The sequence below is a fragment of the Prevotella phocaeensis genome (assembly GCF_900065875.1).
Lineage (GTDB): Bacteria > Bacteroidota > Bacteroidia > Bacteroidales > Bacteroidaceae > Prevotella > Prevotella phocaeensis.
This window is the reverse complement of sequence record NZ_LT160622.1, coordinates 18960-43347: the sequence shown is the minus strand read 5'-3', so window position 1 is coordinate 43347 and position 24388 is coordinate 18960. Positions and strand designations below refer to the sequence as shown.

At 48.7% G+C, this 24388-nt stretch carries 14 protein-coding genes; 2 read left to right on the top strand and 12 right to left on the bottom strand.

Annotated features, from left to right (window positions below):
• Positions 1-226 precede the first annotated feature (226 nt).
• Positions 227-886: a uracil phosphoribosyltransferase gene (gene upp, locus BN3912_RS03510; protein ID WP_023984127.1), complete on the top strand. Its 660-nt coding sequence runs from the start codon at positions 227-229 to the stop codon at positions 884-886.
• A gap of 270 nt (positions 887-1156) precedes the next feature.
• On the opposite strand, the gene BN3912_RS03505 is transcribed toward upp, so the two are convergent.
• The 5 genes from BN3912_RS03505 to BN3912_RS03485 form a co-directional block, all read right to left on the bottom strand.
• Complete coding sequence (locus BN3912_RS03505) at positions 1157-2164, bottom strand: 2-oxoacid:ferredoxin oxidoreductase subunit beta (RefSeq protein ID WP_023984126.1); 1008 nt, start codon at positions 2162-2164, stop codon at positions 1157-1159.
• Positions 2165-2175: 11 nt separating this feature from the next.
• Positions 2176-4074: a 2-oxoacid:acceptor oxidoreductase subunit alpha gene (locus tag BN3912_RS03500; RefSeq protein WP_023984125.1), complete on the bottom strand. Its 1899-nt coding sequence runs from the start codon at positions 4072-4074 to the stop codon at positions 2176-2178.
• A 224-nt stretch (positions 4075-4298) separates the two neighbouring features.
• The gene (locus tag BN3912_RS03495) at positions 4299-8252 is read right to left on the bottom strand and encodes a glycoside hydrolase family 76 protein (RefSeq protein ID WP_023984124.1); all 3954 of its coding nucleotides are present in this window, start codon (positions 8250-8252) and stop codon (positions 4299-4301) included.
• 340 nt (positions 8253-8592) lie between these two features.
• A complete protein-coding gene (cysS, locus tag BN3912_RS03490) occupies positions 8593-10083 on the bottom strand; it encodes a cysteine--tRNA ligase (protein ID WP_023984123.1) in 1491 nt (496 codons plus the stop codon).
• 163 nt (positions 10084-10246) lie between these two features.
• On the bottom strand, positions 10247-10651 hold the full coding sequence (locus BN3912_RS03485) for an OsmC family protein (RefSeq protein WP_023984122.1): 405 nt from the start codon (positions 10649-10651) through the stop codon (positions 10247-10249).
• Between the two features lie 235 nt (positions 10652-10886).
• Between BN3912_RS03485 and pncB the strand changes: the two genes are divergently transcribed.
• Positions 10887-12107 carry a nicotinate phosphoribosyltransferase gene (gene pncB, locus BN3912_RS03475; RefSeq protein ID WP_023984121.1) on the top strand — a complete coding sequence of 407 codons (1221 nt, stop codon included), beginning with the start codon at positions 10887-10889 and terminating at the stop codon, positions 12105-12107.
• A 132-nt stretch (positions 12108-12239) separates the two neighbouring features.
• Here pncB and BN3912_RS03470 read toward each other — a convergent pair whose 3' ends face one another.
• The 7 genes from BN3912_RS03470 to BN3912_RS03440 form a co-directional block, all read right to left on the bottom strand.
• On the bottom strand, positions 12240-13826 hold the full coding sequence (locus BN3912_RS03470; RefSeq protein ID WP_023984120.1) for a SusD/RagB family nutrient-binding outer membrane lipoprotein: 1587 nt from the start codon (positions 13824-13826) through the stop codon (positions 12240-12242).
• Between the two features lie 13 nt (positions 13827-13839).
• Positions 13840-17013 carry a SusC/RagA family TonB-linked outer membrane protein gene (locus BN3912_RS03465; RefSeq protein WP_064972264.1) on the bottom strand — a complete coding sequence of 1058 codons (3174 nt, stop codon included), beginning with the start codon at positions 17011-17013 and terminating at the stop codon, positions 13840-13842.
• A gap of 390 nt (positions 17014-17403) precedes the next feature.
• Positions 17404-18411 (bottom strand): metallophosphoesterase family protein, encoded by a 1008-nt coding sequence (locus tag BN3912_RS03460; RefSeq protein ID WP_064972263.1) that lies wholly within the window; start codon positions 18409-18411, stop codon positions 17404-17406.
• Between the two features lie 4 nt (positions 18412-18415).
• Complete coding sequence (locus BN3912_RS03455; protein ID WP_064972262.1) at positions 18416-19600, bottom strand: AGE family epimerase/isomerase; 1185 nt, start codon at positions 19598-19600, stop codon at positions 18416-18418.
• Between the two features lie 31 nt (positions 19601-19631).
• A complete protein-coding gene (locus tag BN3912_RS03450; protein WP_064972261.1) occupies positions 19632-21017 on the bottom strand; it encodes an alpha amylase family protein in 1386 nt (461 codons plus the stop codon).
• Between the two features lie 6 nt (positions 21018-21023).
• Positions 21024-22712 (bottom strand): DUF5018 domain-containing protein, encoded by a 1689-nt coding sequence (locus tag BN3912_RS03445; RefSeq protein ID WP_023984113.1) that lies wholly within the window; start codon positions 22710-22712, stop codon positions 21024-21026.
• Positions 22713-22728: 16 nt separating this feature from the next.
• Complete coding sequence (locus BN3912_RS03440; RefSeq protein ID WP_023984112.1) at positions 22729-24375, bottom strand: RagB/SusD family nutrient uptake outer membrane protein; 1647 nt, start codon at positions 24373-24375, stop codon at positions 22729-22731.
• Positions 24376-24388: the final 13 nt, after the last annotated feature.

Here is a 24388-nt window from a genome sequence, read left to right as displayed (position 1 = left end):
ATAGGTTTATAAATATCCATTTTGCTTATTTTTTTTAGGTTAAAGAATTTAAAATCTTGCAATAGCTTTCTATATTTGCAATTTAGACTTGGCAAAAATAGACGGATTTTTCATAATTTTGCACGCTGAAAGTTGGATGTGTGTACCAGACACCGGGCTGAGACACCTTCAAAAGACTTCGGATAAAGAACAACTACTTGATGCCCGGTACCCTAAAGTTAACACAATGGAAATTATCAATTTCAGCGAAGTAAACTCGATTATCAACCAGTATCTTGCAGAAATGCGCGATGTTGAATACCAGAAGAACCGCCTTCTATTCCGCAATAACATCCAGCGTATCGGTGAATATGAGGCATTCGAAATCTCTAAGACGCTCGATTACGAGTCTAAGGAGATTGCCACACCGCTCGGTATCTCCAAGGTTAATGTTCCTACAGATAAGATCGTGCTTGCCACGATATTCCGTGCAGGGCTGCCGTTTCATAATGGTTTCCTGAATATATTCGACCATGCGGGCAATGCTTTTGTAAGTGCGTATCGCGAATATACCGATGCCGAGCACCATAACGTCGGTATCCATGTGGAATATCTCGCCACTCCGAGCATCGATCAGAAGACTCTGATCATTGCAGATCCGATGCTTGCTACCGGTGGAAGCATGGAACTCGGCTACAAGGCGTTTCTTACGAAAGGAACACCTAAGCGTATTCACGTGGCTTGTGTTATTGCAACGCCCGAAGGTATAGACCATATATGCAAGACATTCCCTGAAGATAAGACCACTATATGGTGCGCCGCAATCGATCCGGGTATGAATGAACACAAATATATCGTACCGGGTTTCGGCGATGCCGGCGACCTTTGTTACGGCGACAAGCTCTAACCACTTCAACTAATCCCTGTTCCTAAGGTAATTAGGGAGTATATGTAAGGGCGTTATCCTTATACCCCAATCGCCTTAGATGCTTCACTTATTCCCGTTATCGATTGGCGGTATCCGCCGAAACAACGGTAATTGAGATCTGTTTTTCATATATGTATATTCAGTATATAAATTCAACCGAACAGCTATTAAATACTGAAATCTTATACGCATACGCCCCGAAACCATTGCAGGTTCGGGGCGTATGTTCGTTTCTACCTCCTTTTATCGTTATTCCACCTCCCAAATTTCGTTGGTCTCGAGCAGTTCTTCGAAGGTATGATACTTCTTCTGTGCCTTTACTTCCTCTATCTGAGCATTCACGCACTCATCGTATACGGGAGCTTCAACGTCTCTTATCACGCCCAAGGCAACGGGGAAACCGTGCTCATTGTCCATCATGGCGAGCTTCAGTTGCAGCGTATCGTCTTCACAATGGGCATCGTGAACGAGGATATCATCAATGGTTATGCCGTTTTCACCGAGCTTTGCCACCTTCAGACCGAAGCCCTGTTGCATCAGTCCGTACTCATTATTCTCGCCGAACACAAGCGGTTTGCCGTGTTCCACGTAGATGGCATTCATCTTTCTGCCGTCTTTGGAGTACACAGGAGTATAGGCTCCATCGTTAAAAATCACGCAATGTTGCAGTATTTCGCATACGGCAGCGCCTTTATGGTAGTATGCCGCTTTCAACACATCAACGGTTCGCGGTCCGTCGGTGGCCACTGCACGGGCGAAAAACCTACCGCGTGCACCGAAACAAAGCTCTGCCGGGCGGAACGGATCCTCCACTGTACCGAACGGAGATGACTTGGACACGAAGCCTCGAGGCGACGTCGGACTGTATTGTCCCTTTGTTAAACCGTAGATACGGTTGTTGAGTAGGATCATATTCAAGTCTACATTGCGGCGCATGGCATGTATGAAATGGTTACCGCCAATGGCAAGTCCGTCGCCATCACCGCTTATTTGCCATATCGTGAGCTTGGGGTTAACCACCTTGGCCCCTGTGGCTACGGCCGCTGCACGCCCGTGAATGGTCTGCATGGCATACGTATTGACGTAATAAGGAAGGCGGCTCGAGCATCCTATGCCCGATATCACGGCCGTTTCGTAGGGCGGTACGCCTATTTCGGCCATTACCTTATGCAGAGACGACAGAAAGAAATGATCGCCGCACCCCGGGCACCAACGGGGCTGCCCTTTTTTATAATCCTGTGCTGTATGTTGTGTCATAACGATTAGTTTTAAAGTTTTATAATCCGTTCATTAAAGGTCTTGCCTTTATCCATGCCATTTGTTTCGAGCACATGTTCAAAGCCTTTCACAAGTTCACTTACCACGAAAGGCTGTCCCTTTACCTGATCGTACTGGTAAGGTGCAAAGCCATTGATGCGTATACGGAGAAATGCGGCCAGTTGTCCGAGGTTCTGTTCGGCCACCACCACCTTTTTATACCTTAATAATACCTCTGCCGTATTTGCCGGAAGGGGATTGATGTACTCGAATTGTGCCAAGGCAATCTTTTTGCCTTTCCTTCTCATTTCCTGCATGGCCGAATATAAATGACCGTAGGTGCTGCCGAAACCCACGATAAGTAGTTCGGCATCGTCGGCATCACCCTCTACCTGCAGGTCGGGAACGGGTATTTTAGCCACCTTCTCAAAGCGCAGTCTGTCCATCAGATCGTGGTTTTCGGGCTCCGTAGAGATAGCTCCGGTCTCGCCATCTTTCTCTAATCCGCCCAATATATGCTCGTATCCTTCCTGTCCGGGGATAGCCCAATAACGCACATGTGTATACTCATCGCGCTTATAAGGCGTGTACTTGTACTTCTGTTCGGCGTTTACGTAATGGGGGTGTATGTCGGGTAAGTCGGCCATCTTGGGTAGCTTCCATGCCGAGGAGCCGTTGGCAATAAAGGCATCTGTTAGGAGTATCACCGGTGTAAGGTGTTCCAGCGCAATTTTAGCGGCCATGTAGGCGGCTTCAAAGCAGTTGGTAGGGCTCGTAGCAGCTATAACCGGCATCGGACTTTCGCCGTTTCGGCCGTATAGAGCTTGCAGCAAATCGGTTTGTTCGCTCTTTGTAGGCAGACCGGTAGACGGTCCTCCGCGCTGTACATCGATAATTACGAGCGGTAGTTCGTCTATCACGGCCAGATTGATGGCCTCTGATTTAAGACAAATACCCGGCCCCGACGTAGATGTAGCGGCAAGAGCGCCCGCGAAAGAAGCCCCTACAGCGCTGGCACACCCTGATATTTCGTCCTCGCATTGTACTGTAATCACCCCGCACGACTTATGCTTGGATAACTCGTGTAGTATATCCGTTGCCGGCGTAATAGGGTAGGAGCCGAGGAACAGCTTCAGCCCGGCTTTCTCGGCAGCGGCAATCAGCCCGTATGCCGTGGCCTTGTTGCCCGTGATGTCCATATATCTGCCGGGCTGTTTTACCTTGGATTCTATGCGATAAGTGGCCGGAACAGACGAATGCGTGTTATGTCCGTAATCGTAACCTGCATTCACTACCTTGATATTATTCTCGGCCAAGGCGGGCTTTTTGGCAAACTTATCGCGGAGAAAGTGTTCTACCAGCGACAGATCACGGTTGAACAACCAGCACACCAAGCCCAATGCAAACATGTTACGGCACTTGAGTATCGCCTTATTATCCATGCCGCAGTCGGACAAGCAGTCCTTTACCATCTTGGTAATCGGGCAGGCTACCACCCGATCAGAGTCTATTCCGAGCTCTCCCAAATAGTCGTCGCCGGTAAACTTCGCCTTCTTTAAATCGTTCGGACCGAAGCTGTCGGTGTCGATGATGATGGTTGCTTGAGGCTTACAGTATCTGTATTGCGTCATCAGAGCGGCCGCATTCATGGCCACGAGCACGTCGCATCTGTCGCCCGGAGTGTATATGCGTCCCTCTCCGATGTGTACTTGAAAGCCTGAAACCCCCGTCAATGAACCTTGCGGGGCGCGTATGTCGGCCGGATAGTCGGGGAATGTAGAAATGCCATTCCCCACTGTTGCCGATATTGTTGAGAATATGTTTCCCGCGAGTTGCATGCCGTCGCCGGAATCACCCGAGAAACGTACGACCACATGTTCTAATTCTTTTACATCCAGTTCTTCTGCCATAAAGTATTTAGATTAGATTAGTATTCGCCATGCAAAGGTGGAAAATATATTTGAGAATGCAAAATAAAATAAGGTATATTTTTCACCTGTTTTTTCAAAAAATATACCCTGTTACAAACAAATGGTCTGTCTGTCGCTAACAGGTGTCATGTTTATGTACGATAAACGGCCTGTCTGTCGCTGCCTCTGCCCATTTGTGGTAACAGCATGAATAGAATATACCCTTATTTTACGATCTTCACGGTCTTTATTTTTCCGCCCATCATCAGTTTTACGAGATATATCCCATGGGCATAGCCGCCGAAAGGAATCTTATGACGGCCGGCATTTACATGCGTCCTGTATACCATCTGTCCCTTTAAAGTATAAATTTCTACTGCCGCAGAGGTAGGAGTACGAACACTAAGGTTGCCGGTTATCGAGTTCGTATATACGCTGCTCTCGGTATTTATCCACGCCCTATCGGCGATACCCGTAGCGGGCGTATCCGAAAAGAATAGCTGCCAGTCGGCCAACTGGCAGTCGGGACTACCGTTATTCGCCGTAAGTTGCAGGCGATAAAACTTATATTCGGCCGTGTTGTCGAAACCGTAAAACTGGGTAATCTTGCGGTTGTAGAACGATTGGTTGTTGCGCCTGTCAAGTACAACCCACTCGTTTCCGTCGTTCGAAGCCTCGAGCTGCCATGCTTTCGGATCGCGTGTATCATCGTCGTTTGCCGATGTTATGCTGTACAAATCGACTTTTATCTTCGACGGAGCCTCATACATCGTCCACGAAGAGCCGTAGAAAGGGAAACAATACTTCGTTTCAGCCGACTTATCGAATATCATCGTGTAGCCTTCACTGGCTTTTACGCCGGGTACTTCTGCCGACTTAACGCCGTTGTTTGCCGTTAAATCGTTGTTTGAAAGGCACAGTCCGTGCAATTGTATCTCGCCGATAACGGTCTCGTTTGCCGAGGCATTCGAGAGATTATCTATATTGAAACGGAAATATCTGTATTTGCCAGTGCCTGTAACCGGATAAGTACGGCAGACGGCCTTGCCGCTGAACGACACTATAGGGCGCTCGTCGAGGCTCTTCCATGTGGTTCCGTCGTTCGAAGCCTGTAAAGACCACGTGTGCGGACTCTTCGTGTTTTCGTAACCGCTGCACAATGTATAAGCCGAAAGGCAGACGGGTATCGGCGATTCGTATTGTATCCACGCCCCATGATCGAAAGGTATAACCGCAACAGATTGCGGATTGTTGTCGATAAGCGCCGTTAGTTCGTTGTGTTCAGCACCGCCCGAAGCCGACAGTTTACCGCCGTTTTTGGTTATATCATTATATAATACGGCTGATGCGGCAAGGTTGCCGAACAGCTGAAACTCGGCTATATCGGCATTAGGATGCCCGTCTGTTGCAGTTATCTGTAGCTTGTAATACTGATAGGCAGTAGGTGTATCCACATTATAATATCGGGTTATTCCGTTCTCGGGGAATACCTGTTCCGTTTGTCTGTCGAGTATTGTCCAAACAGTGCGGTTTTGCGAGCCATACAGCGTCCACTCCGAAGGGGCATGCGTGCCTGCTGTAGCTGCGGAAGTCATACTATAACGCACGGGTACATACATGCCTTTCGCCTTGTACACAATGGCTCCTGCCGCGCCGACGGCAACGCCTGCGACTGTAGAAGCGTCCTTGTCGGTCAGCAAGGCATTGCCCGAAGTAAGCGTACCCCCATCGGCCGTAATGTCGTCGGCAAAGATGCAAGTGCCCAATAATTGCCATTCGCTCGCGCTGAGGGCCGTACCTCCGTTATTTGCCCGCACGTTCAGCCGGAAATAGGTGTATGCCCTGTCGGTGTTCACCGTATAATATTTCAGCATACACCGTGCCGGAAAAGTAGCGTCTTCTTGCACATCGAGTTCTGTCCATGTATCGCCATCCGCCGATGCAAGCAGCGTCCACGCCTTCAAGTCCTCCGAATTATCGCCCGAAGCGCTGCCTATAGCGTAGCCTTTCAGTACTACCGGTGCCGGTGAACGGTACATGAACCACGCTTTCTTAGTACTCACGGTTACGGCAGTTGTGGCATGATTATCCGTAAGAGCCTGCATGTTCGTGTTGCCGACCGACGATGTAAGCCTGCCGCCATTATCGGTTATATCGCTCATGATGGGCGTATTTGCCGAACCGAAGCAGAAATAATCGAGATGGAAGCAGTCTGTAACGCCGCTGTTCGAGGCATCTACGTATTTCAGATACACGTTGTGCATGCCTTCTGTGGGCGTAATATCGGCTTTAACAGTCTTCCAACCGGCGGTATTGGGTACCGATACCGTTCCTATGCAGGCACCATTGATGCTGTCGAGATGTATTTCGATGGCGCAAACGAGAGTCGACGAGCTTGGTTCCGATACTCTGAAAGCTGCCGAGGTGGCAGTTCTATTTCCAAAGTTCACATTATTATATACGGTGAAACGGCCGTTAGAAATGCCCGATACCTCACTACTATTATCGCCGGCCGTACCTGCCACCACGCTTATGCCGCGCAGGTAATCGAATTCTTCGGCCTTTATCTTGGCGTAGGCATCCTTTACAATCCTGTCGGCACTAAGAGGTGTGTTGAACGCAGCCGATACGGCGGTGGAACAACCGAAAGGTTCACCGGCGAAACTCTTATCGCCGAACTTATAATCTTCGGCCGATTTCGTGAGCCATGCCGAACAAATAACGCCATCAGAGTTCATATTACAGTAGGCTTGCATGGCATTCTTCTGCATCCATTCCACATATTCGGGCTTGTTCATGTCTACGATGAACCTGCGTACGTAGCGCATCAGTATGCCCTTGAAACCGCATAGATCGCCGTCGACCACCTGACATACATTGATAATACCGTCGCTGTTGCAGAGTTTCTTTACCGTGTAATCCATTATCTTCTCTGCATCTTGCCGGTACATATCGTCGCCGTAATGGTTATAGAGCAGCACTGCAGCGCCGAGCATTGTACCCTGATTGTAGGTCGAAGCCCACCTGTTGTTGTCGGAAGAAGGCAAATTAGCGGTCTCATCCCATACGAACGAGTCGTATACCTGTCCCGTCTGTGCGTTGAAAAGGTAGCGCCTCTGCCGATTATAAAGGGCACGCGCCTTCTCAAAATAGCTATCATCACCCGTGGCAGAAGCTATATAACATGCCGCTACCTCGGCAGGTCCGTTGATACAGGAGTTGGTTCCGTTCCTGTTACCTGTCTTTTCCGCCCATCTTAGCATGCCCCACTGATTGAGCGAACGGGTATAGATAAGGTCGAAGTTTCGCTTTGCATAGTCGCGATATGTTGTATTTCCCGTAAGCATGTAGGCTCTTATCGAGGCGAGAACCATCCACATAACATCGTCGTTAAAGTCGTGTCCGTACCATTTATAGGCCAATGAGAACACCAACTTGTTCCAAGTATCGCCCACATTCTTATGAAAATAGCCGAATACTTTATTAAATATATCGATATATTCGGCATTGCCGGTGGTCTCGTACGCATCGAGCAACGTTTCCATCATCTCTGCATCGCCCCATGTTCCGCCCGTTCCAAGCGAGAGATAGGTACCGCGCATGCGCTTGAACTTATCGAGCCATCCGTTCATGATGCGGGTGCGAACGGCGCCATCGGGCCCTTTCACCGGCGTTACCTCTTCGAGGTACCACTGCCCGAGGTTCGCGTCGTCGCCCGTCTTCATTGCCGACAAGACGAGCGGGGAGCCGTCGGAAGTGTTCGATATGGCAAGACAAAAGGTACCGGTTGTACCGCTTTGCGCCAATGTATATAGGTTATTATCGCTTTGAACAGCCATAACATTCCACTTAGCTGCCGATACGGCGGCGCTTATCGCCTGATATATCTCCGCCGAAGCAGCCAAATTCCCGTTCCTACTAAGATACTTACCTGTGTAAACATTGCGGAACGAGAACGATGCGTCGGCATTTTGCACAGCTTCCCACTGCTGCGAAGGCACGTCGGTATACGTCCATAACACCGCTTTGGCATGGTTCTCGAGCGAAGAGTTGGTTATGAAAACCGACTTGTTTTTATCGGTTGCCGGCACTATTTTGTAAATGTGGCCCGAACGGATGTCGGCCCGCACCGTGCCATACAGTGCGAATAACAGAAATATAACGATTGTTTTTTTCATGATAGGGTATTAGTTAATTATCTAATTCGTTATTTGTCAGGAGTACGGTACCTGTCTGTTGCAAAGGTAGGGAAAACTTTTGTAAGAAACAAGCGAACGGACAATAATTGCAATTTGCATGTACTCGACGTATTCTCAATTGCTTCTGTAGCAAATCAAACTCGCTTTTGTAGTAAATTCAGATTGTTTGAACGGCAAACGAAAGAATGAAGAATGATTGTAACAACAGGCTTCCGGGTACGGTAGACATACCGCCCGTTATCCATACAGATAAGGTGTAAGCACGATAAATGCCACACCTACGTCCGTTAGATGTGGCATTTCGTTCTGTTGTGCGTGTTTACTTATTCAGCTTCCACGTTACCCCGTCTTTGGTATCTTTTACTTCAAAGCCGGCTTCAGCCAAGGCATCGCGTATTTGATCGCTGGTTGTCCAGTCTTTATTCTGCTTTGCTTTGGCTCTTAAAGCGAGAACCATGTCTACTACTTTGCCGTATGACGCCTCTCGGGCATCGTTGTTAATCCCTTTCTCGCTCTTTAATCCCAAGATATCAAGGGCAAATAAGTGCATCGTATCGGCCAGATCGGCCAGATCGGTGGCAGAGATGCGTGCCTTATGGTCGAGCAGCGAGTTGATTACATGGCATGCCTCGAAGAGATTGCTGATAACGGTAGGTGTCTGAAGATCATCGTTCATGGCTTCGTAACACTTCTGGCGAAGCTCGCCGACGAACTGTTTTACACCCTCATCGCTTTCGTTCGACACGGGTACACGCGCTATGTCGGCAATACCCGTTATCAATCTGTCGAACCCTTTTGCACTTGCTATGAGCGCTTCATTCGAGAAATCGACCGTTCCGCGGTAGTGTGCAGAGAGGATAAAGAAGCGTATCGTCATCGGCGAATAGGCTTGCGAAAGGCTTTCGTGCGTACCTTTAAAGAACTGTTCCAGCGTGATGAAGTTGCCAAGACTCTTGCCCATCTTCTGTCCGTTGATGGTTATCATGTTGTTATGCATCCAGTAATGCACCATCTGATCGCCTTGCGAGGCTACTGCCTGTGCTATCTCGCACTCGTGGTGGGGGAATATCAGGTCCATACCTCCGCCGTGTATGTCGAAATGATTGCCCAGATATTTGCGCCCCATAGCCGTACACTCGCAATGCCAGCCCGGGAAACCGTCGCTCCATGGGCTGGGCCATCGCATTATATGTTCGGGCTGTGCCTTTTTCCATAAGGCAAAATCGGCCTGATTATGCTTCTCTTCCACGCCTTCAAGTGCCCTGCTGTTGTTGATAACGTCGTCGAGATTGCGCCCAGACAGTATGCCATACCGATGTTTTTTATTGTATTTCTCGATGTCGAAGTAAATAGAACCGTTGCTTTCGTAGGCATATCCGTTCTTTAAAATCTCGTTCACGAGCTCTTCTTGCTCTATGATATGACCGGTGGCACGGGGTTCTATGCTCGGCGGAAGTACATTGAGCGCGTCCATGGCGGCATGGTAACTGTTTGCATAATGCTGTGCAATCTCCATAGGTTCCAGCTGTTCGAGGCGTGCTTTCTTCTCTATCTTGTCGTCTCCCTCGTCGGCATCGTGCTCAAGATGCCCCACATCGGTAATATTGCGCACGTAGCGTACCTTATAACCCAGATGCTTGAGATAGCGGAAAAGTATGTCGAACGTGATTGCAGGGCGCGCATGTCCCAAATGGGGATCGCCGTAAACCGTCGGACCGCATACATACATGCCCACATTAGGTGCATGCAACGGCTTGAATACCTCCTTCTTTCGTGAAAGAGTATTATAGATAACCAGTCTTTGTTCCATAAAAATGACTATAGATAATGTGCATACAAAGGTACAACTTATTCCGTAAACGACATAAAAATGGTACAACTATGTTGCGTACACGTTGCCTATATCGTTTATAGAACTATGGAATAATACAGACAGACTGCCATTCTATCTGGTCTTCTATCTACAGGTAAAGCTATTCGTAGAGATAAATAAAGTTCTTTTCCGCCGTGAGACTGTTGCCCACATAGCAACCTTTGCGCGCATAGGCCTCGATGCGTTTGCGCATAGCATCGTTGTACGAGGCTTTCAGATGGAATGTTATCGTTATTTTAGAAACCGTAACTTTCTCATCATCTTCCTCTATATTGCCGATTTCCGCATAGCATCCATTAAAACTATCCCCATGTTTTTCTACGCCCATAGCCATGGTGGTCATGGCACAGGTGGCCAATGCGATCGCCAAAACATGTACGGGCGTTGGATGAAAACCTTCGCCGCCACTGTCTTGAGAGGCATCGGTGTGTATCTCATCTCCGGATTTAAGGTACACCGATTCGAAACGGTATTTACCTTGATAAGTTACTTTTGCTGACGTCATAATTACTGATATTTTGAATGTTTACAGAGCGAAGATACTCTTTTCGCTCCGATTATACGGCAAACACGCGTTAAAGTTTGATAATACATTTGCGGTTTAACGATAACGAAAATGTAAGATTTCGGCCGTTTATCGGAAATATGTTGTATCTTTGCCCCGTATCCGGCGTTCAAACAGTGTATCGCTGTTCTGCCCGGACACTTATCGGAGAAACGGTAAAATACATTCATAATACATGCGACAAATCATCAATCACTTTACAGACAACGATGCCTACACGTTCAGTTGTCAGTACTACGTGCTGCAGACTTACCCTCGCGCAGAGGTAGAATATACGTTTTTCGACCGTAACAAGACGCGGTATCCCAAAGGGTTCGGCGAGTTAGTGAAGGAACAGCTAGGACTGATGCCACACGTAATGATAACTTCGGAGGAGATTGCGTTCATGAAACGCAAGATGTATTACCTGCCCGAATGGTATTTTACTTTCTTGCGAGGCTATCGGTTCAACCCTCATGAGGTTTCGGTATCGCAGGATGAGGAAGGTCATCTTGATATATCGGTGCGTGGAAAGTGGTATTCGACCATCATGTGGGAAATGCCTATCCTCTCCATCGTATCGGAACTAATGCACACACTGCGCGGAGAAATAGAGCGATACGATCCGAAAAACGAGCATGAGCGGGCTGTCCGGAAGACGAAGGAGATACTCCGAAACGGCATTGTGCTGGGCGATATGGGCACACGTAGGCGCCTTTCGTTCGACCATCACGACATGGTGATACGTACCATGAAGGAGGTGTACGAGCAGGAGGGCTACGATGAAGACGGCGTACATTATCCGTGGACGGGCCGATTTACGGGCACCAGCAACGTATATTTTGCCATGAAATATGGGCTGACGCCCATCGGTACCATGAGTCATCAGCTCATTGAGTTCGAGGAGAACGTAAGCGGAGTGTTCGAATGTAATTTCAACGTGATGCGTAAGTTCAGCGATGTTTACGACGGAGATAACGGTATATACCTTTATGATTGCTTTGGCGATCGCGTTTTCTTTAATAATCTGTCTAAACGTATGGCCATGATGTTTGTAGGACTGCGCGTGGATAGCGGCATTGAAGAGGAACAAACGGAGAAGATTATCGAGAAATATAAGAGCTTGGGCATAGATCCGTCTACCAAACAAGTGGTTTTCAGCAACGGTCTTAATATAAAACGTGCCATCGAACTGCACCGGTTTGTCGACGGACGTATGCAAGACAGCTATGGTATGGGTACTTTCCTCACCTGTGATGTGGAGAACTGCGAGCCCATGAATATAGTTGTAAAGCTCACGCGAAGTCGCATTACCGAGAACAGAGAGTGGCACGATTGCGTAAAATTGTCGTGTGATAAGGGTAAAACACTCGGTAATCCGGAGAAATGTGCCTACTTGTTGAAACAAATAGGATAAAAAAATAAAAGACAAAAGTTCTTTTGATATCGGTAACATCTTGTTATATTATACCGATACGATGCGGGCAGCACGCAATATATTGCATGCCGCCCGCACATGCGAAACGTCTGTATAAAGGTTATGGAATGTTTATTTGTAGCGCCCCGTGTCCCACCATACGCGTACATTCATGCCATCCCCTTTGCCGTTGTTGAGCGTTGCAGCTTTGGCGTTAGGATTCTCTCGCAGTTCCGTATCGGTATAGCGCAACTTCTTTACGAACTCTCCGTTGGCCACGTTGATAGCCGAATTAAGGCTTACAGCTACAGGCGTAAGCGACGGATAGCCCGTGCGACGGAATTCGCTCCATGCTTCTACGCCGTCGGGATATAGTGCAAGCCACTTTTGAGTGATGATCTGTCGCAGATGTCCTTCCTGTGTAGATTGCGAACTCCATGCTACTGAGCCCGTCGTCTTGTAAGTATTATCATCGGCCGTACTATAAAGTGTGCTGGCTACATCGGCACGTTCGGCATCGAACGAGGCCTGTATGCCTTTCAAATACTCATCTTCTGCCGTGCCTGCACCTGTCCAGCCGCGCAGAGAGGCCTCTGCTTTAAGGAAGCAAACCTCGGCATATTCCATCACTTTCTGCCGTTTGGCAACGTTGAAAGAAGTAGTTTTGTCGTCTTTACTGTTCCATGCCGGCAAGGTTTGCAAGCCCCATACGTACGATTTGTCGGGATATGTAGCAATGTCTTCCGATGCCAATCCGTTAGGAATGCCTGCAAACTTAGGAGCTGCGGCGGTAGATGTTTCCGTGTGACCGAACCAAAGCGCCGTGCGTGGATCTTGCACCGAGCTCGTTTGTTTCAGCATATTTTCCATTGTTTTGCTCATACAGAACTCGCCCCAACCCGATATCTGGAACAGTGGCCAGCCGTTGGCACCTGTTCCGGAGATATAAACTCCTGCATTATCTTGGTTGCTGCTCATCAGTCCGCCGGTAGCTGCAAGCGCGGCTTCGCCCTCTTTCTTGGCCGTTTCCGGATCGATGTAAGCCAATCGCAACGCATAACGAAGGCGCAAAGAGTTGGCCAATTTGATCCATTTACCGAGGTCTCCGTCGAAAATAAGGTCTTGGTTAGCCTTGTATGTCACCATCGAAGCATTCGTAAGATTGGCATTCAAGGAGTCTACTGCTTCTGTCAGTTCCTTGAATATCGCCGTATAGATGCTCTGCTGACTATCATATTTAGCCTGACTGCTGCCCTCTGCTCCCTCCGTATAGGGAATGTCGCCGAAAATATCCGTAGTTTGAGCCGTGCAACGGGCGGTGAATATTCGCATAGTTTGCAGGATATTGCCATATTCGGGCCGTGCTTCAGTAATTTCTTTCGCCTTCTTAAACTGTTTCAGAACGCCCACATAATAAGAGTTCCAGAAACCGTCGGTCACCCAATTGCTTTTATACGAGTAGCTGTCTGACGAGAAATAAGCGGCCGAATTGGCGAAATACTGTGCATAAAGATTAGTGTGGAGATTATCTCCCACCTGATATTCCCAAGAAGCAATGCGTGCTCCCTGCTCTTGGATATAGGGCATCATGTAATCAGGATTGCCCGATGTGATACCCATAGGATCGCTGTTCATCGAGTCGAAAGAATCCGTACAGCTCACGCCGACTCCGCATACAGCAAGAGCAAGCCCCATTGTTTTAATGATATTGCATTTCATGATCGTGCTTGTTTTAGAATTTAATGTTGAGAGAAATACCATAGCTTCGCGTCGGAGGCATAGATGCCAGCTCGAATGCCTGTGCATAATCGTTGCGGGAGAATGCACCTTCGGGATTGACGGGAGCCGCCTTATAGAAATAGAACAGGTCGCGACCGACTAAAGATACCTTTACATACTTTATCGGAGTGTTGCGGAACCACGCTTGCGGAAGAATATAACCGAGAGAAAGTTCGCGCATCTTTACATACGAACCTTTATAAACAAACTCTTCCATGATACCGTCGGGACCGGCAACCTTTGTCCAATAGTTCTCTGCACTTACGCCCTTGGTGTTTTGTTGCCCGCTTTCAGTTACGCCGTCTACAACGATCTGCTGTCCGTTTTCGCGTCCGTAAAGCGTACGGGCGGCTGTTCCCTGCTGACAGGCATAATTGTCGGTGTTCGAAATAAAGTCGCCTCCCTGCCTTACATCTACCAAAGCCGAAAGCATAAAGTCTTTATATCGAAGCGTATTGCCTATAGAACCCGTCCAATTAGGGAGCATATTTCCGATGACTTGGTCGGATACACTTTGGGGTAACCCATTGTCATCTACCACAATTCGTCCTTGATCATCGCGTTTGTAAGCCTTTCCGATAATGTTTCCGTATTTGCCTCCCGACTCTACGACCACGCTCCCAGAACGAATTTCGCCGAGTGTAAAGCGCGAGATTTCACGGTCTAACGACTCGCAGCGCGTACGGTTAAGTCCCCAGTTCAGACTGATGTCCCAGTTCCAGTCCTTGGTCTTGACCGGTGTTCCCGTAAGCATCAGCTCGTATCCGTGGCTCTTAATCTTGCCGGCGTTGATCAACTTCTGCGTATAACCGGATGATCCGGGCATATCGACACTCAATATTTGGTTCTTGGTTGTGGTGGAATAGTATGTAAAATCTATGCCCAAACGGTTGTCGAAGAAACGTGCTTCCGTGCCGATTTCACCCGATACGGTGGATTCAGGCTTGAGATTTTCCAATGATTTGATCTTACCGATATACTCTTTAATGATGTTCGGGTTCACTTTATCGCCCTCAGGATCGTTCTTATCGCCCGATGTCCAAAGGTAATAGTAGGTGGCCAGCTTGTAGGGATCGGTGTCGTTGCCCACTTGCGCAAGCGATCCGCGCACCTTCCAGTAGTTCACCCCCCCGGGCAGTTTCAGCATCTGCGACAGGATAACGCTGGCACTAACCGAAGGATAGAAGTAAGAACGGTTGTTTCGGGGCAGCGTAGACGACCAGTCGTTGCGCCCCGTAACGTCGAGATATACCATGTTTTTGTAGCCCAACGTAGCACCGAAGAATACCGACTGTATTTCTTTTTTCGAATAACCTTCGCCCGTTGTCTGGGTAAGACCGTTGGCCAAGTTCTTCACGCGCGGTATGGCAAACAGGCCGGATGAACCGTACAGGCTCTCATACTTCATATTCATGACCGATGTTCCGAGGTTTGCATTTACAGAAAAATCGCCAAACGTTTTGTCGAAATACAGAATAAGGTCGGCATTGAACTCCTTGTTGGTGAGCGTGCTGTTAAGATATTGCGATGCCGTAGACGTGGGGTCGGGCAGCGCATTGTAGTTCTTAAGATGGTCGTTATACCAGTCTACGCCCGCCCGCCCCGTGAGACGAAGCCAATCTGTGAACTGATACGACGCGCTGAGCTGCCCTATAATGCGGTTGCGTTCCATTCTGCTGCCGTTTTCCTCATCCGTCAAGGCATAAGGATTGGCGTAGTTATCGCTCGGCCCCGACCAGTTTACGGCATTATTAATATAGCTTCCCGTGCCGCGCGGGTTCTTCAGATCGGCAAGACGGATACCTCTCGGCATCTTCACCAGCTGTACCATCAGCCCGTATTCGCCCTGTCCGGGGCGATTGAAAGTAAGCTCACGCATGTAATTCATCTTGGCCCCGATGGTCAGGTTCTTATTCTTGAACTCGGTGTTCAGGCTGAAATACTGGCGGTTTTGCTTATAGTTGGGCACGATGTCGTCGGCTCTGGAGTCGGTAAACGACAGGCGTCCCGACAGAAATTCGCCTCCGGCAGACGCCGTGACCGTATTGGTATAGGTTACGCCGGTTTCGTAGAAATCCTTGATATAGTCTTTCTGCGGCGTCAGCGCATACGAAGTGTAACGGCTATCGCCATACAACACCTGCCGCCAGTTGTCTATTTGCTGGCCTTCCATCTTAGGTCCCCAGCTCATTTGCGACCTTATGTCGTACGTGCCGCCCGAACCTTGGCCGTAAACATTCTGGTAATCGTAGGGCGAATAGACGCTTGAAATGCTGAGATTTCCGTTATATTCCAGCGTCAGAGGTTGCCCCTGCCGACCTTTCTTAGTGGTGATAACAATGGCACCGTTCTGTGCACGAGAGCCGTAGAGGGCTGCTGCATTGGCTCCTTTCAGCACCGATATGCTCTCGATGTCTTCCGGATTGATCTCTGATGCCGCCCCTGCATAGTCGCTGCCGCCCCACTGGTCGGCCTGTTCCATAGTGCCGTCGTTGATGGGAAGACCGTCTACCACCCACAGCGGCTGGTTGTTGCCGCTCAGAGAGTTGAGCCCTCGCATGATAATGCGTGTGGAACCACCCAAGCCGGTACCCGACTGAGCGATCTGAACGCCCGCAACTTTGCCCTGCAGCATGTTCGACACGCTCTGCGATTTGTTCTCTGTGAGCGCGCTCGTGTTTACTTCTTGCATGGCGTAGCCCAAGGCCTTCTTCTCGCGTTTGATGCCTAAAGCCGTCACGACGACTTCGTTCAATTCCGATGAAATGGGCTTCAATACCACTCTGACGGTGCTCCTCGCGCCGACAGAGACCTCTGCGGTTTCGTAGCCCAGATAAGACACGACGAGCGTTGCGCCGTCGTCTGCCTGCAGCGAGAACCGTCCGTCCAGATCGGTGACGCCCCCGCTTTTCGTCCCTTTCGCATAGACACTGGCTCCGACCACAGCCTCGCCGTTTTCATCGAGCACGATTCCCGTCACCCTCTTCTGCGCCTGCTGCTGCCGTTCGGCATTGCCGTGCAGAGAATTTACTGCTGCCAAAGGAACGCTTGTTCCGAGCAGACAGGCAAGAAGGAGCAATGCAAATCTCCTTCTGCCCAAGTTTGTTTGTCGTTTAAGGTTTTTCATTTTGGTTTAAAAGTTTAATAGATAGTAATAAATATTGTGCGGAATGCTGATTCCGGATGCTGTGGCTTCCTGCCGATGCTGTGGTTTTGACAACCGGCATCTCGCGCCTTGCGAATACGGATATGCCCTGTAAGGGCAGCAGATATATGTTCTGATCGCGTAGGACATGCCGTCTGAAGTGCTCAGACAGGCATGCTAAAAGACCAAGGCCCCACCTGCCGGCTTTCTCTGCATAAAGTGCAGGCGTGCGAAATCTGTCGACAGATTTCGTAAGAAATGACGTCATATTTTAAGAGAGCAGATATCATATTTCAAAGAAACGGATGTCATATCCCGTGAATTTAGTCTTCATATTCCACCGAAACAGCATTGCCGCCCCTTTTCAAAGGCTTATTGCAGAGGCTTACGCGTGCGCCAGTCGTCTTTCGTATAGCTGTCTGGATAGGTGGTGCGGCAGATCAGTTCGCCCGTCGTTTGTCGGATGTAAGTGTCGAACCGCCGTTGTCTTTCTTTGAGAACGATGATCCTTGCGCCGTTGGGCAGATGGTTGTACTCCGTGTTTCCGCCCGAAAAACGGCCGTAGGCAAGCAGCACGTCGTGCCGTATGACGGAGTAATCGTTGTCGTGATCATGGCCTACGAAGATGCCCATCACGTCGCCGCATTCTTTCATGGCTGCAAACATGCCGGTGTTGAGTTTGGGCGAACAGGCTGTTTCCATGCGCGTGCCGATCATGATGTCGTCTTCCGTGGCCGATGCTTGATTGTATTCGGGCAGCGGGATGTGGAAGAAGGCCAGCGAGGGCACGGGCGCGCCGCCGTTTTCGGTCGTGAACTTGCGGCTCTGCCGGCGATACCAGTCTATTTGTTCGAACGTGAGCCACGCGTAGCCGTCTATGCTTTTCAGCTGCGACATGGCGTGAGAGTCCATGCAATAGAGCAGGGCGGCGGCGGTGTTTCCCGTGGATGGTTTCACCTGCAGCACGTAGTCGGGCGAGCGGCGGCCGTTGCGGTCGGGCTGAATGTTGTTCGGTGCGCTGCGTATCTGGTCGTAGAGTGCTTCGTTGGTGGTGGCTCCTTCTGCGGCATCGTGGTTGCCGAAGAGCACGACGAATGGCACGTTTTGCGCCGACAGGCATTCGAGAACGTCGCTCATGGCCTCGCTGCCCGGGTGGGAATATATCACGTCGCCCGTTACTACGATGAGATCGGGGTGCTCGGCCCGTACCACTGCTTTGATGCAGCGCAGCGCCGAGGCGGAATTGGGGTTGCCCTTGGCGTAGTGCAGATCGGTGAATTGGGCGATTTTGAACTCGCCGTTCTCGTGGAATCTGAGCTCTTGTGCTCCGATGGTCGCCACCATGAGGCAGCCGATGCAGAAGAGTGCCGGTCGTTTCATGGCTCTATACCTTATTTAATATGTCCAGACATAGCCCGTGTGCCTTGATCATCATGCGCGGAATATGGAAGGGGCCTTTGAACAGGTTGCCTTTGGCGGGCTGCGCCACAGTGCCGTCGCGATGCAGATAGCCGTACCATTCGCCGAATTCTGCATCGGGGAAGTGGGCGTATGTCCACTCGCTGATGCGCTGATGGCGATAGAGATACTCCTCGTCGCCGGTGCCGAGATAGGCATAAAGCGATGCTATGATGGCCTCGCACTGTGGCCACCAGAACTTCATGTCTTGCGAATAGTCTTGCGGAGGCAGGTTCTTGCAGTCGCGGAAGTTGATTATTCCGCCGTATAGCTTGTCCCATCCCCAGTCCCACGACCAGTTGAAAATGGTCAATGCAGTATCCATCAGGCTCTTATCCCAGCCGCGCAGTCTTGCTTCTTCCATAATGAACCACGCCGTTTCGAGGCAATGGCCCGGGTTGATCGTACGCGCCATGTTGGTATTGATGAATTCTCCGTCGGGCCCGACAGTCTCTAAGAGCGCCTTGAATTCGGGGTGCATGAAATATCTTCGTAGTTTGTCAATAGACTCGTCGATCTGTGCGGTCAGCTTGGGATCGTCAACGACGGCACGTATGCGCGAGCCCACATTGATGAGGATCATAACGATGGAGTGGCTCTGCAGTTTCACTTCGGGTTCGAACTTGGGCGTAAGAAAGCCCGGAGTGGTAAGAAAACGCTGCGTATCGCTGAAAATCTTCATGGCTTTGTCGGCATAATTTCTGTCGCCTGTGGCCAACGCATATTCGGACATGGCTATAGCAGCGAATGTTTCAGAGAACACATAGCGACGCTTGCGTAGAGGTTTGCCATCGGCAGTGACAGAGAAATACATGTGTCCGTCGTCGTCAAAGCAGTGTTTCTCTATGAAGTCGAGCGTGCTTTTGGCGGCGCGTAGCCATTCTTCGTTCTTCTCTATGTTGTTGTAGGCAAAAGCACAGATGAAGGCAAAACGTCCTTGGAACCATACTGACTTGGTGGTGTCCATCAGCGAACCGTCGCGATCAAGACAGGTATATACTCCTCCATACTGACGGTCCAGCCCATGTTTCAGCCAAAACGGCATAATGTTTTGCGTAAGATCGTTTTTGTATGAGTTTGCCCAAAACTCAAGATATTCAGTCTTATTCATACGCTGTGTGTTTTAAAGTTATCATTGTGTCTTATTGATTCAAATACTTCTCGATACCTGTTTTGAGTGCATTCCAGTAATCATACTTGCGCACATGCACTATATCGAAAACGAAATAACCGTCGGATGCGTTGATGCAGGCATCTACGCTGTTGGTGACAGCCTGCGTTGCCTTACCTTCCGTAAAACCTGTAGCATTGCCTACATCCGGTCCGCCGGCAAACTTACAAGCGCTTCCGATCTTTGCTTTTGCTCGTTGGCAGAAGCCCTGCATCGTCCATTCCGTTGTTCCATATACTTTATCTGCCGCTGCATAGCACCCCAAGAGCATAAAGTCGAGTTTATCGGCATAACCGTATTTATGGTAATCAGCATTGGCCCACGCAGGAAAATCTTGCTGCGGATCGTAGGTATTGCTCGCCCAATTGACACCCATCGTATAATACTCGGAATACCATGCACCCACATATACTCCCACACGAATATTCTTGTTGATGGAATGTACCTTATTGACAACCTTATCGATAAAGTCGTAAATGGTTTTTGCACGGAAAGCGAGCCAATCCTTGAAATACTTCGGTGCGGTGGCAGGAGCTACAGTTTGTCCTGCAGGAAGTATGTCGGCGGGAAAATTGATATCGGTTTGACCGATGTATTCCAGAAACTTTTTCTTAGAAACATCCGAGAAGTCAGACAGCAGATTATCATACCTGCATCTGTCGAGAAATATTCCATCGATGTTGTATTTGCAGAGGTCGGTAAGCAATCCAATGATATAATTCTGCACATCATCGTTGGCCGGATTAAGAAACTTGGTACCGTAATAATCTTCATTGCTCGGATCGGTTGAATTAAGATCCATCTCATTCGTCAGTCCGCTTTTCAAGTTAAGAGTGGTAACCCACGGTCTTTTGCTTGCATCGCGGAACACGAGCCCCTGTGATCCCAAGCCGTACGGATTAAGGCAACCGCCAGTAAAGGTGTTGAATGCTGCGTTGACCTTCAAACCCAATTCGTGCCCGATGTCGATGAACGCCTGAAGATAATCCCATGTTGCCTTGCGCTCGTAGTATTTATACTGCTCGTCGTCTGTCCAGTAATCAAGTTTCGTTACTTTGTCACACAGCGTAGAGTTGAATAGAATATCTCCTTCAGCCGGGCGCACATCTACAACGATATCCGTAAAGCCGGCCCCTTTGGCTTTTGTCAGATCCTCGCGTATGTTTTCCTTACTATCGGCAAAGCGCGGAAAGTTGGCTGCTGCGTCTATCCAGATGTAGCGCGGTTTGGCATCGGTCTTTTCCTTATCCCATTTCCAGTTAGCTAATATGTCTTCGTGCTTGGTATCGTTGCATGCTGAGAATAACGATATCAGCGTTATAACAATTACTAATAGTTTGATTTTTTTTCTTTTCATAATGTACTATTTATCAATACAGTCTATTTGGAGTCCACCAAACGACAAATGGGTGTTGGATGCATAGAAAATATAGAGGAAGTAACCGTCTTCGGAAGGTGTCATGAGTACGTCGCCGAAACGGCCTCCGCTGGCAAAGCCCACCGTGCCGTACAGATCAGATACCTTATATGTATATTTAAGCGCTCCGCTGCTTGCAACATCTCCCGAGAGGGATGATGGATTAGAAGCATCGTACAGATAGATATGGCCGGGAAGCCCCCAGCTGGGCCAATACCCGATCTCAAACAGTGTGAAATACTTCGCATTGTTAAATTCACGCATATCTATCGCACCGTCGTTAAAGCCCCATGCAGAGGCCGATGTGTTGGCCATCAGGCCGGTAGGATTAGTCCATGCGTTGGCAAAATATAGCTTATTGGCGCCGCCGTTGTAATAATCGAAGAAGCAACCGTCGGGCACATTAGCAGAATGCGCCACCACCTTTGCATTATTGTCCTGTCCTCCCCATGCATTTACTCCGCTGAAGAGAATGTTCTCGGGCGAGCCCACTACGCCGTTACTCACGATCCATCGGATGCAGTTCGAAGAATTGTCTACCGTGGCTGTGATGATCGCATCCTTGGCAAGGTCGCCCTGCACGTGCAGACGTGAACCCATTCCTACACCTAATTGATTATTGTAAGATATCAATAATGTAGGCTTAGCGGTAACGGAATTGGTCTTGTAAATGTTGAGCACGGAACCGCTGCCAGCATAGTTGCAGATGAGCATGTTTCCTTTATTGTCGCTCGTAATCGCTCCGGTGGGGATGGCATCTCCTATGTCGATGGTGCCGAGCTTTGTTCCGGTGGCTTTCTTGAAATACTGTGGCGCTGAACCATCGCCCAAGTTCAATATCACATGCCGGCCGATACATGCCAGCGTGGGATGTATGGCGTTGGCGTCTGTTACGCCCAGTGTCGTCATGTCTTTCTCGAAGAGCAGCGTCTCACTACCCTTTCGGTAACCGTTTTGCAGCTTTGGTGGAATGAAGCGGTTCACCTGATAAACAGCCTTGTCGGTACCGTTGTCGGCAGTAACAGTAAACTGTATACCATTGTTCATGTTATGAGGTATAGACGGATCTGGACTGATCGTAGCATGCGCCGAAAGCGTAACTTCCGCCGTTGCCTGCGAAAGATCTTCTCCAGTCATGATAGATACAGTCTTATTATCTTCATCTATAATACCTGTAAGTTCATTAGAGGTTAGGAAGAAAGCCTTTAGTGCACATTTGTTCGATCTTGTCATCTTACCGGAAATCGTGATATCTTTCTTGTTTCCGTAAGGATCGGTATAAGTGAAGGTGTTCTTTTGGTTCAGATCGAGTACCGACAGGGCTGGGCTTATTATGCAATTGTTCTCCAAAGTGGCCACCAGTTTCATCGATTTCATATACTCGGCCGTTGTTTCGTCGCTCTCTTCTGGATAATAGTAGGGAACGGGAATCGTATAATCAGTTACGGAAGCATTGTTGGGAACAGCCCAGTCTATTGCCAATTTATCGATATTCGGTCCAGATGTAAAGTAGGCTTTCAAACTTGTTATGCCGGAACGGTCGGCCGTGGGCGCTACGTTCTCCTCGTCTGCACAGCTGCCCGTAACCACAGCCGTAAACAGAAAAGCACCTATATACGCAAAATACTTGTTCATATATTTGTAGTTTTAGTTATTTCCATTCTGCGAATTGCTCTATTTCCCTATTGTTTTCTATTTCTTTTAGCGGTATCGGGAAACGGTTCATCTTAGCAGGATAATCAAGGTTCTGGTTGTCAACCTCTACATAAGAGTAGGTAAAAGTACCATCATCGTTTTTTATTATTTTCAGTCCATGACGTCGGATGCCTGTAAGCTCGGATGTGGAAAGGCCCCAACGCCGCATATCCCAATAATAGAGTCCTTCGAAAGCCAATTCTACTTTGCGCTCGTGACGAAGGGATTGGAACAACTGTTCGCCGCTCTGCCCTTTGATTTCGGGAAGACCGACGCGGGCTCTTACCAAGTTGATATACTTCATTGCATTTGTATTATCATTCAAACGGAAACAGGCCTCGGCATAATTCAGATAGATTTCGCCCAAGCGGAAAGCTATCCAAGGCTGCGAACTGGACTGCTGTGCAGCAAAATTGTGTTTTTCGTCCACTAACTTGCGAAGATAATAACCGGTTGTGGTACGTCCCTCTGTTTGAGGATCGACCTGCCATGTACACCAGCCGTCTGCTCCGCCGATATATGGCTCTATCGTACGTTCTTTCCATATAGACTTGTTATACAAAATCGTAGCATGGAAGCGTGGTTCCAATTGGTCGTACGGAGGTTCTTGAGTCGTGCCGTCGGTCGCATGCCATGCATTCCAATCGGCTTTGCCACCGGTTTTTAATTCATACTCTTCGACCATTTCTTGCGTGGGTGTTGCGAAACCACCATACATTGTATTGCCTGCAAGTGTATGATCGCCGCCGGGAGCATAATATCCGTCGAAGTTATGAGTTACATTGCCTGATAAACTATAACTGTATTGAAAAATAGCTTCGCTATTACCGGATGTAAAAGCGTCTGCATAGTCGGTCGTCAAAGTGTATCCCATTGCGATAACCTTTTCGCAAGCCTCTTTTACAGCATTCCAATTTTGGCAGTACAACATGGCTCTCGACATCAGTGCGTAAGCTGCTCCGCTCGTTAGTCTTCCGGTAGGACTATTGCTGACCGACAGATGTTCGCCGGCGTACTTCAAATCATTATAAACAAAAGTCCAGCAATCTTCTTCCGAACTCATGGCTTTGTTCGTATTTATCTGCGAAAGATCTTCCGTATATAAGATCGCCTGATGATAACGTTTCAATAATTCAAAGTAATACATGCCACGGAAGAAGTGCAGTTCTCCTGAAAGTTGTTTCGTGGTTATGCTGTCGAGATTGCTTGCATTCAACCTCGACAAGGCTTCGTTCACACGGCGGATATACTCGTATGTGCTTTCCCATACTCCCATATACACATCCACGTAGCTGGCAGTTAGCACCATACCACCATAAGATATTTCATTGGGAATGTAGTTCTCAGCGTTGTAGTTCATATTACCGTATTTGAACTCATCGGTCAATCCTTCCGTCATTCCTGCCAGACACTGATAATTGTTATAACTGCCTAACCGCGGGATACCCTCATAGAAATTGTTTACTGCCATCCTTGCGTATTCCGCACGGCTCCATACGATTTTTTCGGTTGCCTTATCCGTAGGATCTATATCGAGGAAACCGTCGCACGAAGTCAATCCGACAAAAGCAGTTATAAATAAAACTAAATATTTCGCTTTCATAATTCAATCGGTT

Bases quoted from the DNA above. Each gene is read 5' to 3' on its own strand.
- pncB (WP_023984121.1), top strand. From the start codon at position 10,887: ATGCGACAAATCATCAATCACTTTACAGACAACGATGCCTACACGTTC.
- BN3912_RS03440 (WP_023984112.1), bottom strand. From the start codon at position 24,375: ATGAAAGCGAAATATTTAGTTTTATTTATAACTGCTTTTGTCGGATTG.
- BN3912_RS03495 (WP_023984124.1), bottom strand. From the start codon at position 8,252: ATGAAAAAAACAATCGTTATATTTCTGTTATTCGCACTGTATGGCACG.
- BN3912_RS03455 (WP_064972262.1), bottom strand. From the start codon at position 19,600: ATGAATAAGACTGAATATCTTGAGTTTTGGGCAAACTCATACAAAAAC.
- BN3912_RS03460 (WP_064972263.1), bottom strand. From the start codon at position 18,411: ATGAAACGACCGGCACTCTTCTGCATCGGCTGCCTCATGGTGGCGACC.
- BN3912_RS03500 (WP_023984125.1), bottom strand. From the start codon at position 4,074: ATGGCAGAAGAACTGGATGTAAAAGAATTAGAACATGTGGTCGTACGT.
- upp (WP_023984127.1), top strand. From the start codon at position 227: ATGGAAATTATCAATTTCAGCGAAGTAAACTCGATTATCAACCAGTAT.
- cysS (WP_023984123.1), bottom strand. From the start codon at position 10,083: ATGGAACAAAGACTGGTTATCTATAATACTCTTTCACGAAAGAAGGAG.
- BN3912_RS03450 (WP_064972261.1), bottom strand. From the start codon at position 21,017: ATGAAAAGAAAAAAAATCAAACTATTAGTAATTGTTATAACGCTGATA.
- BN3912_RS03485 (WP_023984122.1), bottom strand. From the start codon at position 10,651: ATGACGTCAGCAAAAGTAACTTATCAAGGTAAATACCGTTTCGAATCG.
- BN3912_RS03445 (WP_023984113.1), bottom strand. From the start codon at position 22,712: ATGAACAAGTATTTTGCGTATATAGGTGCTTTTCTGTTTACGGCTGTG.
- BN3912_RS03505 (WP_023984126.1), bottom strand. From the start codon at position 2,164: ATGACACAACATACAGCACAGGATTATAAAAAAGGGCAGCCCCGTTGG.
- BN3912_RS03465 (WP_064972264.1), bottom strand. From the start codon at position 17,013: ATGAAAAACCTTAAACGACAAACAAACTTGGGCAGAAGGAGATTTGCA.
- BN3912_RS03470 (WP_023984120.1), bottom strand. From the start codon at position 13,826: ATGAAATGCAATATCATTAAAACAATGGGGCTTGCTCTTGCTGTATGC.